The sequence below is a fragment of the Acinetobacter sp. AOR14_HL genome (assembly GCF_027855175.1).
Lineage (GTDB): Bacteria > Pseudomonadota > Gammaproteobacteria > Pseudomonadales > Moraxellaceae > Acinetobacter > Acinetobacter calcoaceticus.
Window position 1 is genome coordinate 531,076 of the sequence record NZ_JAKTII010000003.1, and the last position, 14,238, is coordinate 545,313.

Annotated in this window: 14 protein-coding genes and 3 pseudogenes; 1 reads left to right on the forward strand and 16 read right to left on the reverse strand. The window is 39.4% G+C overall.

Features of this window, described 5'->3' with window-relative positions:
- Positions 1–43: 43 nt before the first annotated feature.
- From MKL38_RS03470 to MKL38_RS03530, 13 genes and pseudogenes are all read right to left on the reverse strand, one after another.
- Positions 44–1,216 (reverse strand): hypothetical protein, encoded by a 1,173-nt coding sequence (locus MKL38_RS03470; protein ID WP_270902500.1) that lies wholly within the window; start codon positions 1,214–1,216, stop codon positions 44–46.
- Positions 1,217–1,361: 145 nt separating this feature from the next.
- Positions 1,362–1,790, reverse strand: a pseudogene (locus MKL38_RS03475) (hypothetical protein); the annotation flags it as partial.
- A pseudogene (locus MKL38_RS03480) lies at positions 1,775–2,056 on the reverse strand (hypothetical protein); the annotation flags it as partial. The pseudogenes MKL38_RS03480 and MKL38_RS03475, both read right to left, overlap by 16 nt.
- Positions 2,057–2,107: 51 nt before the next feature.
- Positions 2,108–2,443, reverse strand: coding sequence for a hypothetical protein (locus MKL38_RS03485; RefSeq protein ID WP_270902501.1), 336 nt, complete (start codon positions 2,441–2,443; stop codon positions 2,108–2,110).
- Positions 2,416–3,147 carry a peptidoglycan-binding protein gene (locus MKL38_RS03490; RefSeq protein WP_270902502.1) on the reverse strand — a complete coding sequence of 244 codons (732 nt, stop codon included), beginning with the start codon at positions 3,145–3,147 and terminating at the stop codon, positions 2,416–2,418. The genes MKL38_RS03485 and MKL38_RS03490 overlap by 28 nt, the downstream gene beginning before the upstream one ends.
- A 34-nt stretch (positions 3,148–3,181) precedes the next feature.
- Positions 3,182–3,907 carry a hypothetical protein gene (locus tag MKL38_RS03495; protein ID WP_270902503.1) on the reverse strand — a complete coding sequence of 242 codons (726 nt, stop codon included), beginning with the start codon at positions 3,905–3,907 and terminating at the stop codon, positions 3,182–3,184.
- A 301-nt stretch (positions 3,908–4,208) separates the two neighbouring features.
- Complete coding sequence (locus tag MKL38_RS03500; protein WP_270902504.1) at positions 4,209–4,553, reverse strand: hypothetical protein; 345 nt, start codon at positions 4,551–4,553, stop codon at positions 4,209–4,211.
- A 43-nt stretch (positions 4,554–4,596) separates the two neighbouring features.
- Positions 4,597–5,121: pseudogene (locus MKL38_RS03505) on the reverse strand (helix-turn-helix domain-containing protein); the annotation flags it as partial.
- A 291-nt stretch (positions 5,122–5,412) separates the two neighbouring features.
- Complete coding sequence (locus MKL38_RS03510) at positions 5,413–6,807, reverse strand: methylenetetrahydrofolate reductase C-terminal domain-containing protein (protein ID WP_270902505.1); 1,395 nt, start codon at positions 6,805–6,807, stop codon at positions 5,413–5,415.
- Between the two features lie 72 nt (positions 6,808–6,879).
- On the reverse strand, positions 6,880–7,647 hold the full coding sequence (gene ntrR / locus MKL38_RS03515; RefSeq protein WP_270902506.1) for an ADPR responsive transcriptional repressor NtrR: 768 nt from the start codon (positions 7,645–7,647) through the stop codon (positions 6,880–6,882).
- A 60-nt stretch (positions 7,648–7,707) separates the two neighbouring features.
- Positions 7,708–9,201 carry a nicotinate phosphoribosyltransferase gene (locus tag MKL38_RS03520; protein ID WP_270902507.1) on the reverse strand — a complete coding sequence of 498 codons (1,494 nt, stop codon included), beginning with the start codon at positions 9,199–9,201 and terminating at the stop codon, positions 7,708–7,710.
- Positions 9,202–9,212: 11 nt separating this feature from the next.
- Positions 9,213–10,097 carry a phosphoribosyltransferase family protein gene (locus MKL38_RS03525; protein WP_270902508.1) on the reverse strand — a complete coding sequence of 295 codons (885 nt, stop codon included), beginning with the start codon at positions 10,095–10,097 and terminating at the stop codon, positions 9,213–9,215.
- Between the two features lie 182 nt (positions 10,098–10,279).
- Positions 10,280–11,089 (reverse strand): sulfite exporter TauE/SafE family protein, encoded by an 810-nt coding sequence (locus MKL38_RS03530; RefSeq protein WP_270902509.1) that lies wholly within the window; start codon positions 11,087–11,089, stop codon positions 10,280–10,282.
- A gap of 98 nt (positions 11,090–11,187) precedes the next feature.
- Here MKL38_RS03530 and MKL38_RS03535 point away from each other — a divergent pair, with 98 nt between their 5' ends.
- Positions 11,188–11,976 carry an AraC family transcriptional regulator gene (locus MKL38_RS03535; RefSeq protein ID WP_270902510.1) on the forward strand — a complete coding sequence of 263 codons (789 nt, stop codon included), beginning with the start codon at positions 11,188–11,190 and terminating at the stop codon, positions 11,974–11,976.
- Here the strand turns inward: MKL38_RS03535 and MKL38_RS03540 are convergent.
- From MKL38_RS03540 to MKL38_RS03550, 3 genes are read right to left on the reverse strand one after another with little or no spacing between them, the layout of a single operon-like run.
- On the reverse strand, positions 11,971–12,459 hold the full coding sequence (locus MKL38_RS03540; protein WP_270902511.1) for a GNAT family N-acetyltransferase: 489 nt from the start codon (positions 12,457–12,459) through the stop codon (positions 11,971–11,973). The genes MKL38_RS03535 and MKL38_RS03540 overlap by 6 nt on opposite strands.
- Positions 12,460–12,464: 5 nt before the next feature.
- On the reverse strand, positions 12,465–13,229 hold the full coding sequence (locus tag MKL38_RS03545; RefSeq protein ID WP_005040479.1) for an ABC transporter ATP-binding protein: 765 nt from the start codon (positions 13,227–13,229) through the stop codon (positions 12,465–12,467).
- Positions 13,226–14,236: a FecCD family ABC transporter permease gene (locus MKL38_RS03550; RefSeq protein ID WP_270902512.1), complete on the reverse strand. Its 1,011-nt coding sequence runs from the start codon at positions 14,234–14,236 to the stop codon at positions 13,226–13,228. The genes MKL38_RS03545 and MKL38_RS03550 overlap by 4 nt, the downstream gene beginning before the upstream one ends.
- Positions 14,237–14,238: the final 2 nt, after the last annotated feature.

Genomic DNA, 14,238 nt, shown 5'->3' on the forward strand with positions numbered 1-14,238 from the left:
AAATAAAAAGGCCCTAAACAAAGTTAGGGCCTATATCTAAAAGTTACACTTGATCAGTCCAAGTACCGATTTGTTCAACACTCCAAATATTATCTGTTACGGCCGTTACTCTTAAACGTGAACCTATAGTATTACTTTGCTTATACTTGCCAGCGTTTAGAGAAACAAAGTTATCGGCTGTATTTGGCTGAATACGTAAATTATTTAAAGAATCTACGCTGAACTCGAAATACAAGCCTTTCACAGCCTTTGGTAGATTCACAATGTAACCACCATTTGCATTAACATTAGAAATATATGAACCAGAGTCTTTTGCAACTAAGCTATAAGTTGTAACTGGAGTAATAATATTTTTCGTTAAATTTAATCCTTTATTCTGATTAATTAGCGCGGTAAGTGCTAAGGTTGTTCCATCTTTTAAAGACCAGGTTAAATCACCTGTTGCATGGGAAATTACTTGCTTGTGTATTTGCACAATCTCTGTACCAGTACCGACAGTCTCTCTCACCACCCACGATTGTTCAAAATCACCTGTATGATCTAATGGCTGACTCCAACGAACAATATGAGGTTTTAATTTATGTGTCGCCTCAGTATCATTTTTTTGCCGAATCTTTTTCCCAAAAACAAATGAAACATCTGCTATTAAAGTTGAGTTAAATGAAAAACAATGAGGTGATATAGAAGTCTGCCCACCTAAACGAAATGCTCTAGTACCATTTACAATTCCACCATAAGTTGAAATCCCGAGATTACTATCATCTTGCGTACTTCTATCGGCCCCAAACTGGAAATCATCTTTAGAGCCATTTTTAAATCGAAATACAATACTTCCTTTATTACCACCCGTTAAATCTTGCGCGTCACTTTCAACCACAAAAGCTGGATGATACTGACCTCTTATATTTTCGGTGTTTCCATTCGTTGCTCCTGTATTGTCATTTGTTTTTCTCCAAATAGTACGACTCGACTGCCATATATCAGATGTATAGCGTCCTTCAAAACCCGAGTCATCAATAATTTGTGTATAGTCAGGCATATTCGCATATACATTAGCTGCATTATCATTATCCCATTTCACTCCATTCGGAATATATAACGTTGTATAACTGCCTAATTGAGATAGTGCTGAGAAAATAGTTTGTGTCCAATCAGTTATCCTATCTCCAACTACACCATAATTTCGAATATCTATAAAATTTCCATTAATTGACATTTTCCCACCTATTTAAATTTGATAATTAAAAACACTTAGAATTAAATGAATCAAATAGTTCTACCTTGATATTTTTCATACATTACTTACTACTATAAGAATGTTAGGAAAATATGATTTTTTTAAACTTCTAAAGTTACTAGTTTTAAAGAGTTTGTAAAATTTTCCCTCCATTAATTAATTTAGTTGTCAGTGGTGCAACTCCGACAATTGCTGTTCCCCCTGCTCCTGGCTGACCTGTCATAACCCGTCCAAATGGTGCACCAGCTCCGCCAGGAACACCTTGAACTCCACAACTTAGTTCAGTGTAGATACCACTCGGTGTTGCACCGCCACCTGAACCTCCTCGAGCAAGTGTTCTGCCGTCAATAATCAGGTTTAATTTGCTGTGTCGGTTCATTAAACCCGGCGCACCTTGACATCCATCACGCCGTGTTCTGGTAAAGGTATAATTTGGATCACTGGTCCATGCACCAAATGCCAAATGTGGCAAACCACCATCACCGCCACGCCCAACCACTGAACCCTTGATCGTTAGATTTACGATAAGACCAGAAGGAAATACTCCCGTATCTCTGTGCCACCGCGACCACCTGCCCAAGAGCTACCAGCAATTTCTATAAGAAGATTCAACTTCACAATATAAAAATCGAACCGACAATTTTTAGTTTATTCAAATTGAAATTTTCGGCGATATCCAATTCGATGTTCTTCTAGCTCTTGAAATAGAGCTTCTTCAGCTTCTAAATACTTCTGAGTAGCCTTTGGCAATGGACTGCTTTTAGGTTTAGTTTTTGGCTCTTTTTTTCTTGTGAGCCAGAAGTATTCTTTATCGTCCATACTTCACTCATTAAAAAAACCCTCCGAAGAGGGTTGTAATTTTCTTAAAATTTAAATGCTATATCCACAACCCACTTTTTTCTTAATTTTCCCATTTTTTGGCATTGGTATTATTTCAACAAAATTAGGGTCTGCTATAGTGATTTCTTGCTCTATTTGATCCATATCTGGTAATTGCTTTATCATCAATTTAGCCTTCCTACATATTGACTTATAAAAGTCAGTTGTTTCTTTACCATAACTTATTTGATCAACTGGTATTACTGCAGATTTAGAAATATCATCAAATACAATTGATATACATTTTTCACCATTTTGACCCAAATAATGTTCAGTATATTCACTTTTATGAGGCTTCATCACAAGGTCGAGTTTGATAGGCTGCATTGATGAGCTATTCTAACTAGATCATACACACAACCTTTCTGGTCTGCTGTGGCTGGTATTGCTCCATATGAATTCCATGCTGCATTAATATCAAAAGCTGTCCCAAAAGCATGATTTGATAATATTTGCTCCTTAGCTTTACCGCGTATAAATCTTGTATTAAAGACCCCGTCAAAAGTCAAAATACGATCTAAAAGCCCCAGCCTTCCCCACTCCGCCCAGAGCCCTTGTATCTGGTCTCTAACTTTCATGTGAACATAAATAATACCAGTTTTCGGGGCACCTTTAATTCCAATTAATTGGGGTATCTCAACTGGAACTATTTTATTTTTAAAATTATTAGTGATTTTTAAACCTTCGGGATTAGATTTTGTCGGAGCAGACTCAAACTCAAGTGGACCAAACATTTCCTGTCTAAGTTTAGTTCCTGTAATTGGTTTGAAATCAGGTTTATTAGGAAATTCTGGATTATAATCATCATTTACATCAATAATAGGAAACCCCAGCATAGCTGCCTTACCAAAAGTCTGGTTTCCTACAATTCCATCAACATAAAGCTTATTCTTTTCCTGAAATTTTTTAGTAGCAATATCAGTTAATTCATCAAATTCTCCCGTGACATCTAAATGATATCCCTGCCCTCTAAGAAAATATTGCCACTTCTCGACTTGATTACCAGTTGAACCTAATTTTAATGTTTTCATATTTACTCTCCTCAAAACTATTTCAAAGTAGGTATTACTTATTTTGAATACCTAAACTTGGTGGGAGTTGAGAATCTTTTAAAATCGTTTTGGATGGCTCTTTTTGTTCAGCAGGGTTTATCCCTGGTTGAGCTCCTAGTTTTGGATCTACAGCTGGGCGAAGAGCTTCAGGCATTGGATAAGTTTGCTTTACTGCATCTAGCATTCTTTGACTAACAACACTTGGAGCAAACCTACACTGGCTAGCCAGATTCATTGCAGTCATAACTGCAGTGTCATAATTTTTTTTCTCGATTTGCTGCTGGATCGCCACGTTATAGATATAAACCATCTCCTGAATGCTAGTTAAACTAGCTTGAGTTACACTCGTTACCATTATGTCATTTGTACTTGCCTGAAAGGCATTTGTAGTACCTGATAGACCGGAAAACCATGTGCTAGCCGTACCGGTTGTTGTTGCCCCAGCAACCCCGAAAATAGTTCCAACGAATCCAATGATTCCGGAATATCTTTTCCCTCTCACTGTGTGTTTATCGAACTCCTGATATAGGTTTACGCAATATTCCGTCGCAGTAGATAAAGTATTAAAAACATCTTTTGCGTTACAAGAAGAATTGTCTCCCGAACATATCATCTTGTTATCTTTCCACGGCCATATCGTCTTGTTATCTTTCCACGGCCATTTCGTATTTTTAGAATAAGCAGTAGTTGGGTTAATAATTAAAAGCGATAGTATTACTGTTACAAGTTTCTTATTCATGAGATTACTCCATTTATTATTATCCTGCTCTTATATAATATTCCTCATTTTCAACACCAACAACTTTTATTATTAAATAATAGATACTTACACAATATTATTAAGACAATCTAAATAATAACACTTATTAATACAAAATAAGTCTTAATATTTAAATACTAACACTATTTTCAAGTCCACTAAAAATTATATTTTAAATTTACCGACTATTTTATTTTAAACCAACTGGTAAATTATTTTAAATATTTTCTTTATTATGTTTTATAAATGGATAACGATAGTGCAATACAGCCAGCCCACATCAAATATCATATTTTACTTCCATAACAGTTCTTTCTGGTGTTTGTAATTTTGACCAAGAATGTCTCTCGAAGTAGCGGCACATGATGACTTCCATCCACTTGAGTAGAGCTTCTGAATCTGTATTGTTAATTACATCTAATATAGCCGCTCTTGCCGCATCATCCGTAATTTCACACAATAGTTTCTTGTTCCCACGTACCTCTTCAATCGACTCATCGCAAAAGTAATAAGCCATTAGTTTTGCAATATCCTTCCTCTTGAGCTTTAACTTGGCTGTCTGGTACCTTGCTTTGCTGAACGGCATTTCTTTGTCTTCACTGAAAATAATCGCGGTATTCAGCAAGGCTCATTGATGTCATGCTGCCCCTGTAATGATCCTTTGAACCTCAGTTGCTTGAGAGATAAAGTTCCCATTGTTTGGCCTGAGCTGGATCACTGAGTTTTACGGCGATACATGCTGCGAGTTGATCGTAGCTTTCCCCAGCAGCTGCAAACTGGCTTGCGAATTCAGTATGTTGTGAGAGTTTTTGAGCGAAGGCATGAACCTGTCTGTCGCTCAGTTTATCTTGAGCACTCGGCGCACCTCGAACCTGCGACCCTGAATTTCGGAAACCTGTCTGCTCACGTGCTTGGTATTTGCCGCATGCATTGATTAGCCAATCTGCAAAGTGGTAATAATGCATGAGTTCATCACAAAGATTCTTCTCGGCGTTGTAAAGTTCAAATGCACATAACTCCCGATCGAACCATGTCGCGTTTTTGATCTGCTCGTAAGTTTCCTGATCAGTTGCCAAAAGAATTTCTTCGCCAAGTTTTTTCAAACTCAACCATGTTTTTTTATTTTTAGATTCTTCTGAAAGATTCTTTAAAAGATTCCGTGTCCCAACGTTGGGACTGTTTGATGTGGCTGTCAGCAACATTACAGAAGCATTGCATAAAGTTTGTGACTCGATATCCTACTTTAGCAAAAGAGATTGACTATTTACTAGCAAATAGTCTCGCTCCTGAAGGAAACATAACGGATTTCAATAAAAGGATAATTGCTTTTAGCAATTGGCTTAATAAAGAGTTTCATGCTCAACAAGATGATCTTATAAGGTATAATTTAGAGCTAATAGTAAAAACTATATATCTAATTAATTTATTCACAAATTTTTAAATTTGAATTATCGCCTTGCTTAGCTTAAGGGGAAATGCAAATCTTAAGCTTCCGCCGCTAAATACCAATTTTTCCAAGAACTCGTGCCACGCACTTCAAGAGGTACGGTTGGAATGAGTTTTTCTTTTAATACCTCAGTTTGCTCAATAGCTTTAGCAAGTCGTGCTTTAACAGAATGAATACACTCACGGTCACCAAATTCACAGCGGTCTAAAGTGGTTCCGCCACACGGCCCGTTGGCTAAACCTTTTGGGCATGTTTCAGGGCATATATATAAAGTGTCACCTAAACGGCATTGACCACAGCTTTCACAGCCCACTAGGCTATGTTTACTCAGCACTTCTGTTTTAAGTAATGCTTTGGCTACCAAAGAATTTTCCCAAAAAGATGCTTTAAAAATAAATCGTCCAAGCCCTTTGGCAATTTTCGACCCAAACAAGGCCTCATGCATAACATGCAATTGGCGATATTTAATTAATTGTTTGGACGTGGGCTGGCGAGAAAAACGAGTAATTTCAGGCGCAAACTCTTTACCTGTCGTGACTTGCCAGAGTGAATTCCAAAGCTCTTCTAAGGCTTCAAGTTTCAAATGTCTGTATTGCTCGATATAGCTTTCAAGCAGCATTTGCTCTTCTGGCTTATGGCAGGCAGATAAGTGAATTCCAGCAAATCCTAAATGTTTACATATCAAAATCTGTAAAGCACAGCGTAAATAAACTCGGTCTGTATTTCCTGCTTGTTTTTCTTCTGCCAAGACTTTTAACATGTGTGGGGTGATTACAATACCTGCAACTTTATGCTTCACCATAAAATTGGCTCGGCCCAAAGTCAGAGGCATCACACAAGCCAGTATTTGCTGTGAATAAGCATGCTTGGTTAAAAATGATTTGGCTTGCTTCAAGGCTTCAATGTCATAACCCAATTGGGTAATGATAAAGTCAGCGCCTGCTTTAATCTTCTTATGCAGTTTTAAGTACTGTGCATCCCGCTCAGCTTCGACATATTTAAATGGGTTAAGAGCAACTCCAATACGAAAACCGCCATGTTGCTTGGCAGCCATCACGGCGTTTACCGACTCTAGGTATCGACTACGAGGCTGCCCATCTCGCCCATTATGATGCTCTTTAAGTTTATCGCCTGTAAGCAATAACAAGTTTTGAATATTAGCTGCTTTGGCTTGCTCTAAAAACTTCTCAAAGTCTTGTATGTCTCGGGCCTTACCCGAAAAGTGTAAGACTTTATCGATTGAGTCAGGGTAACTTTTGCTGGCTTCAAGCGGTGCAATATCATGATCTGAATGTACGCGATCTGCCAATGTCATTGCAGCCGGATATCTTGCAAACTCATGTTTAACAGGATAAATTTCATGCAGTGAAGTGAGATATTCCACCAACACAAAAAACTGGTTTTGTTGGAAGCAGGGAGAAACGTGTGACATAGGCAAAGTGCTGATCAAAACATGACATTAATCATAAGCGCGGCATTATAAATCAAAGCGCATCAAGATGCGCTAGTCAGAAAGCTCAATGTTTTGCTTATCTTCACCCTCTTTATTTCTGGGTAATTCGAGTGAGCGAGGAAATATAAAATCGAAAGAATCGAGTGCATAACGGTAAAGTTGAGCTGGTCGTTTGCCCACAATTTTACTGTGGTTCGTTTCTTCAACTGCGCCAGCTTCTATCATACGGCGTCTAAACGCTTTTTTATCTAACGATTGCCCAAGAATAATTTCATAAATGGTTTGTAGCTCGGTCAGTGTAAATAATTCAGGCATCAGACTGGCTGGCAATGCGGTATAGCGAGTTTTATTGGTTAAACGTTCTAATGCCAAACTGAGTAATTCGTTGTGATCGAAAGCCAATGCTAAATCTTGTGCTTTTGCTACAGGCACCCATTCACTGTATTCAGCCAACTCTTGATGTTGATAGGCATTAAAATCGATTAAAGCAAAATACAAAATGGTCACGGCCCAACCACGTGGGTCACGTTTAGCATTACCGACAGAAGCAACTTGTTCCAAGTAAGGTGAAGCAATCCCTGTTTTTTCGACCAGCTTACGATAAGCCGTGGCCATCAAATCTTGATCATGGATTAAATCGGCAAAACCGCCGGGTAAAGCCCACTGGTCTTTGGCTGGAAAGTTTGGGCGCTTAATGAGTAATACCTGCAACTGACCATTAAATACCGAGAAAATAGCCATATCGACAGTGAGTAAAGGTGCGTCATAATCTCGGCGATCATAACTGGCAAGGAATTCTTGTTCAGTTTGAATAGTCACGTTCAGCCTCTCAATAAAAATGATGAGCCGATACCCATGTAACGACTCATCTAAACTCAGTTATGCGATGGATAAACGATCACGAATTTGATCCAACGTACACTCATACTGGAGTTTACCATTTTCAAAGACTGTTTTTAGTGCTCCGCCTTGTTCTTGTTCTGCTGTTTGCTCATCAAACAAGATAAAACCAGTTTCATTTTCTTCGATGCGTAATAGACCTTTCGCAGATTTTTTTACGCCAGAGTCAGTAATCGGGTCTTTAAACAGCTCTCGACCTACGCCATTCACTTGTCCCCAAGTCGCTTTCACAGCAAACCCAAAGGTATCGCGAGTTAAGTAATTATAAGTAAAGCTGCCTATACCAAACACCAAGTTGTTTGATGCAAAACCTTTGGCTTCAAGTCCTTCTAAAATGCGCTGCGCACGGTCTAGTGTAATCGAGTCACCATAAATTAAACCGACACGTTCATTAAGCACTCTATAGCCTTGGTCAGTCGTTGTACCGCCAAACACTTCCCATAAGCATTCAACCGCGCCTTTGTACGCTGGGCTTCCAACTTCGGCATCTGGGTCACCACAAATAATTTTAACCGGGTCGCCAGAGTCTGGACGAAAAACCAATTTAGCCAAACCTAAAGCATTCGGTTGTCTTGCCAGAATTTCAGGTTTTAAAGCCACCGTAAATTCTGTAATGACTCGCCAAAAGTCCCAAGTATCAGACACGACACTGACAACACCCGACGGATAAAGCTCACAGATTAAACGCTTAAATGTGTCTAGCTCACTGTCTTCTGTGCCCATACACATCACACTGTGTTCGGTCGCTGGCACAGATACTCCAATCACACCTGTGGCATTGTAATATTTCTCTGCGTAGTCAATTGAAGCAACCGAGTCTGTTCCAATAAAACTGGTTAAATGACCGACACCCGATTGCGCCGCATCATAAATTCCGCTCATGCCACGGCTACTAAAATCGTGTCCTTGCACAGGTACAAAATCGAGAGGTGCGCCAGTTTTTACGGCATATTGAGTTAATAAGCGTTTGTACTCATAGGCAATCGTTGCGGTAGTACAGCTTTTCCAAAGCTCAGCACTTAATACGGTTTCAATATAGTTGGTTAACCAAAAGAAACGCGGGGCGGTATTAATGACGGTGAGCACGGGTACACGCATATTAACGCGGCTACCTTCTGGCAATGCTTTAATGCGTAATGGTAAATAACCCAAGTCGTGTAATGCTTCAATATGATCAACCGGTACTGCGCCTTCACCTAATGAACTATCCATACGGCGTTTATAAGCAGCTACAACTTTGTCTTTAGGTTGTTTGAAAAAGCCTTCATTCCACGTATCGATTAAAAAGTGTTTGATAAAACCCTGAAGACCAAAGAACACAACTTTATCGTCGAAGTCAGGCAGCATTTTTGCGAGTCGAGATGAACGCGGCGTAAAGTTTGCGTACACGTACTCTGTACCTACTGGATATTGACGTCTGTGATCAGCTTTATAAAAATCGATAGCGTTTAATGGATTAAGTTTAATAGTCATCTTTATTCTCTTTATTTTGCTGCAAAAGCAATTACTGAAATTTTGTCTGATGGTTGTTGTGGAAAGCTGTCTGAAGTAAACAGTTGATCTAGCAGCCCATCAAAAACCTCTAATCCTTTACTAAAAATACCGTGGGTCACATATAGAACGACCTTATTGCAATTGAGGCGACGGAGTTCTTTGGCAATGCCAATAAAGGTTGCACCGCCATCGCAAATGTCATCGGTGATTACCGCAGTCAGCCCTGATAAATCAGTCGCATGTACATGTGTACCTAAAATTTTGCCAGTCACTGGGTCGCGTTTTTTATCACACTGAACAATAGTGATTGGTTGTTTACGCTCAAGATTAAAAGCGTCTGCAACCATTTGTATACGTGCTTTTGCACCTTTGTCTGGGCAAATCAGTATTGTTTTTTCATCTTTTAATAATGCACTCAGCGCTTCACTCTTTGCGATGATGTCTACTGAACTGACATTTACAACTTCACTAAAAGAAGTATTGGCAGCAAGTAATGCAGTTGTTACTTCACTATGGCAGTCCCATACAGTTACCTTGCCTTGTTTGCCCGCTTTTTTGTCGGCATTGATGTTGAGTAATTTCGTCATCACATCGAGTGAAAATGCTTGGCCTACTGCACAAATACGGTCCTGACGTGCATATGGAAAATACGGAATTTCTAGGTCAACGGTTAAACCCTGATTCAGCAATATGTTTTCAAGTAGTAAGTAGTCCATCACATCGTGACTTGTGGTCATTTGTGCACGAACCAATACCGTGCCAGATAGTAAACCTAAGGTTGTCTCATCAATTTGAACATGACGCTCTCCACCAGAAAACTGCGTAAATTTCACTGGAATTTCATTTCTTGCCCCATCTAAAAGCTGGATAGCCATATCATCCTCTTTTTTGTCTGATGATCTTCGATAGACATATAGTGGCATAAAGCCACTATATATTTCAAGTCTAATTTTCAAACTTTTTTCAAGAAAATTTAAGACATAAAATTTGCAGTTTTAGAGCGACTAGAAATTCGTTTTTTAATAAAAATTATTATTCAAGCTGTTGAAATAAATAATTAATTTACAAAAATCATTACAAGTAGAACAATGATTAAAAGTAGCGGGTACAACTTTGCTCGCCATAAATCTGGTAGTTTTGAAATAAATTTTTCTGAAAAATACAATCCGATCCATGTTCCCACAACCAAGAATAATGCGGCTTCAAACCAGATCAGACCAATGAATCCGCTTGGTGCCCATGTAGATTGCCAAACTGACAATACACAATAGGTCAGCGTTGCTGTTAAAGACAAAGGCAGCGTGAGAATATTTGCCATAGCCGCGGCCTCTGCCATAGAACTACCCCGCCGCCGTAATAAAGGAACTGTCATTACGCTTCCTCCTACACCTAAAAGAGCTGCAGCCCAACCAATAATTCCGCCTTTGATGAGTTCACTGTTTTGACCATAGTGTTGCTTTTGCACCGTGTTCACCATAAATCCTGGTCGGTAATAACAATCAAGAATCGTTACAAACACATAACCCATAAATATCCAGCGAAGCCAGTTTCCATTAAACAATGAGGCCATTACCGCACCAACAATTCCACCAAATGCGATACCACTCCATAAGAAGCGGATTTTTTGCCAATCTATATATCCAGACCGATAGTGTCGAAAGGTTGCAAAACTTGCCGAGCACAACATCACAAATGCAGATGTGGCCACCGCGATTTGCATAGCATGTATGCCAACACTGCTTTCATTGCCCCACTTTTGAAGAATGACAGTGAAAAGCAAAGGCACAGCAACAAAACCACCGCCAAAGCCAAATAACCAAGTGGTGACTCCTGAAAGCAATCCAAATAAAAATAGCTCATATAGCATGATCATCTTCCTCATATTTATAGAGGCATGATATAAAATAGCCATATGGCAAGCTAACGTAGAAAAGCCATCTTTTTATTTGTTTCAGCCAAAAATATATGCGTAATATTCCAATTAACGACGTAGATCATCTACCCCAAACAGTTCTAGCATTAGGATCAGACTATCCAGTTGATACTTTGTTAGATACGCATAGCCATCGCCGTGCTCAGTTCTTATATGCACCCGAAGGCCTCATGAAAGTTGAAACTGAAGATGGCCAATGGCTCGTATTACCGTACAGTGGTGTATGGATACCCGCAGGCAAACCACATCGGGTATGGTTGTCTAAAGTCAGTACCTATAGCTTGTATATAGAAGACAGTAATGCCCCAAGACAGGCAAACTACTGCGAAGTTGTGCAAGTATCGCCGTTACTTCATCAGCTGCTCATTCAGGCAAATCAGCTACCTATTGACTACCAGCGTTTAGGACGTGATGGCGCTCTTATCGATTTATTGTTATATGAATTAGAAACTGCACCAGCCCTACCTCTATTTATTCCGCTACCTCACAACACATTACTATCTAAACAGTGTACTGAGTTTATGGAACACCCGGATATTCATAGTAGCCCTAAAGATTGGGCACATGATCACAATAAAAGTGAACGAACTTTTCATCGCTGGTTTAAGTCAGAAACTGGCATGTCCTTTCAGGCTTGGCGTAATCGGGTCTGCATCATCTATGCTTTAAACGCGTTAAAAGAGAATATCTCAATTACGGAAATTGCTTTTAGTTTGGGCTATGAACACTCGGCAGCTTTTACAGCAATGTTCAGTAAAATTATGGGCTATCCGCCTACCCATTTTCTAAAAAGATTTCATACTCAGAATGAAACACTATAAAGATTTACTCATGTGAATGGTGTCATACGTCTCGATCCATTCTCGCTTAATGACTTCAAAGCCTTGTAGAGTCCAAAACTCTTCAGCCGCAGGTAAAAATGGATGAGTGTGCAAATACAAAGTGGCAATTCCATTCTTTTTTGCATGGCTAAACAACATGTCACATAGTTGAGTTGCGATGCCATTACGGCGGTATTCAGGCAATACAAATAACTTAACGACCTCAACCGTATTTGGTGGCAGATTTAAATCAAAACGATGGTCATACGCCCGATATGCAATGGTGCCAATAATGCGGTTTTTATCTTTTACGGTAATGAAGCAGCCCAATGGATCATTGACATAAAATTGCCCAAAATTTTTTAAATCTTTGGGAACTTGCCCATGATAGATTTCTGGGAATAAAAGCTGTCTAGTATAAATTGCAAACTCTACCGCAGATGCATAGTCTGATTTGTCGGCTAGCTGATAGTGAAGTGTCATATTTTTTACAGCCAAGAATGATCAGGGATAACAATGGTTTTGTCTTGAATCATGGCTTCATGGAACTCGACATCATAGACACTTTTTAAAAACTTCGGATCGGTGATTCGAGTTTTTGACTCAGGCTTAACTACCTCATGTTCGCGCATGAAAAACAAATGATCTGCAAATAAAAATGCTAAGTTGGGATCATGCATAATCGCAATCACCGTAAAATTTTGCCGCGACAACTGACGCAATTTTTTCATTAAATAAGATTGATAATAAACATCGAGATGGTTGGTTGGCTCATCGAGCAAAATGACTTTGGGTGCTTGTACTAAAATGCGCGCAATCATAACCAATTGCCTTTCACCACCTGATAGTTCGGTATAAGGACGGTCACGTAAATGCTCAATGTCTAAATCAAGCAAAGCTTGGTCAACACGTTCCCAATCTGATTTTGAAGGACGATATCGGCTAAAAGCAGCACGTCCTGTAATCACGACATCTTTAACCAAAAATGGAAATACGGTTTTGTGAAATTGCGGTAAAAAGCCAAGTAATGCAGCCCGATCTTTACCTTTAAAGTCCGATAATGGCTTTCCCGAATAACGGATTAATCCATCTTTTACGGGTTCTAGGCCAGCCATCAATTTAAAAAGTGTCGATTTCCCACAACCATTACGCCCTAAAATGACTGAAAACTGATTTTCAGGAAACTCCAGATGAATATTTTTAAGAACCTGTTTGTGCCCATAGGCATAATTTAACTGATCAATTTGAATCATGCCCAATGAGTCCTCTGTGTTTTCATTAATAATAAGAAAAATGGCGCGCCAAGTAGCATGGTAAAAATACCAATCGGTATTTCAAACGTTAGTAAAACCCGAGAAAAGTTATCAATCATGAGTAGAAAACTGCCGCCCAACACCATATTGGCAGGAATGCTATATCGGTGATCTGGCCCAACCAACATTCTCACAATATGCGGCATAAACAATCCATATAGACTAATAATGCCTGCTGCAGCAACTGAAGTTGATGTACAAACGGTCACCAGAGCAATTAAAAGAAGCTGTTCCCAGCGCGGATTAACACCCACCGCTTGCGCTTCTTCAGCACCAAGTGCCATTAAGTTTAGGCGCCAACGCATTGCAAATAGTCCGGCAAGGCCAATGCAGATTGGTAGCACGGCGTATTGAACCTTTTGCCAAGAAGCTTGATGCAAGTTGCCCATGGTCCATTGCACTATGGCTTGCAGTTTGAATGGATCACTTAAATATTGAATAACTGTCAGTCCTGCCAAAAATAGCCCAGAAACAATCATGCCCGATAAAATTACCATCACTAAAGACGTCTGGCTTTCATGTTTTTGATGTGCAAATAAATACGTTAAGGCAACGGCGCACACACCAAAAATAAAGGCGGATAGATTGGGTGAAAGCCAACTTAAAGAAAGTGCCAAAGCTGCACCAAATGCCGCGCCAGATGAAATACCGAGCACATAAGAGTCAACTAAGGGGTTACGAAATAATGCCTGCAAACCATTACCCGCTGTTGCCAATGCAGCCCCCACCATAAAGGTCAGTAAAATTCTAGGTAGCCTGACATTCACAAGAATGTTTTGCATTAGTCTAAATTGTTCAGCATCAAAATATGGTGTACCGAAGGCCGCTTGCACGCCCCACAGCAAATAGTCCCATGCACTCAATGTTTGAGTTGGCCCTATGAGCAACGAGATAAAAATCATGACGAACGGTAACGGGTAAAACCAATAATACTTCAGCTTTTGCATAT

Bases quoted from the DNA above. Each gene is read 5' to 3' on its own strand.
- MKL38_RS03470 (WP_270902500.1), bottom strand. From the start codon at position 1,216: ATGTCAATTAATGGAAATTTTATAGATATTCGAAATTATGGTGTAGTT.
- MKL38_RS03485 (WP_270902501.1), bottom strand. From the start codon at position 2,443: ATGCAGCCTATCAAACTCGACCTTGTGATGAAGCCTCATAAAAGTGAA.
- MKL38_RS03490 (WP_270902502.1), bottom strand. From the start codon at position 3,147: ATGAAAACATTAAAATTAGGTTCAACTGGTAATCAAGTCGAGAAGTGG.
- MKL38_RS03495 (WP_270902503.1), bottom strand. From the start codon at position 3,907: ATGAATAAGAAACTTGTAACAGTAATACTATCGCTTTTAATTATTAAC.
- MKL38_RS03510 (WP_270902505.1), bottom strand. From the start codon at position 6,807: ATGTCACACGTTTCTCCCTGCTTCCAACAAAACCAGTTTTTTGTGTTG.
- MKL38_RS03520 (WP_270902507.1), bottom strand. From the start codon at position 9,201: ATGACTATTAAACTTAATCCATTAAACGCTATCGATTTTTATAAAGCT.
- MKL38_RS03525 (WP_270902508.1), bottom strand. From the start codon at position 10,097: ATGGCTATCCAGCTTTTAGATGGGGCAAGAAATGAAATTCCAGTGAAA.
- MKL38_RS03530 (WP_270902509.1), bottom strand. From the start codon at position 11,089: ATGCTATATGAGCTATTTTTATTTGGATTGCTTTCAGGAGTCACCACT.
- MKL38_RS03535 (WP_270902510.1), top strand. From the start codon at position 11,188: ATGCGTAATATTCCAATTAACGACGTAGATCATCTACCCCAAACAGTT.
- MKL38_RS03540 (WP_270902511.1), bottom strand. From the start codon at position 12,459: ATGACACTTCACTATCAGCTAGCCGACAAATCAGACTATGCATCTGCG.
- MKL38_RS03545 (WP_005040479.1), bottom strand. From the start codon at position 13,229: ATGATTCAAATTGATCAGTTAAATTATGCCTATGGGCACAAACAGGTT.
- MKL38_RS03550 (WP_270902512.1), bottom strand. From the start codon at position 14,236: ATGCAAAAGCTGAAGTATTATTGGTTTTACCCGTTACCGTTCGTCATG.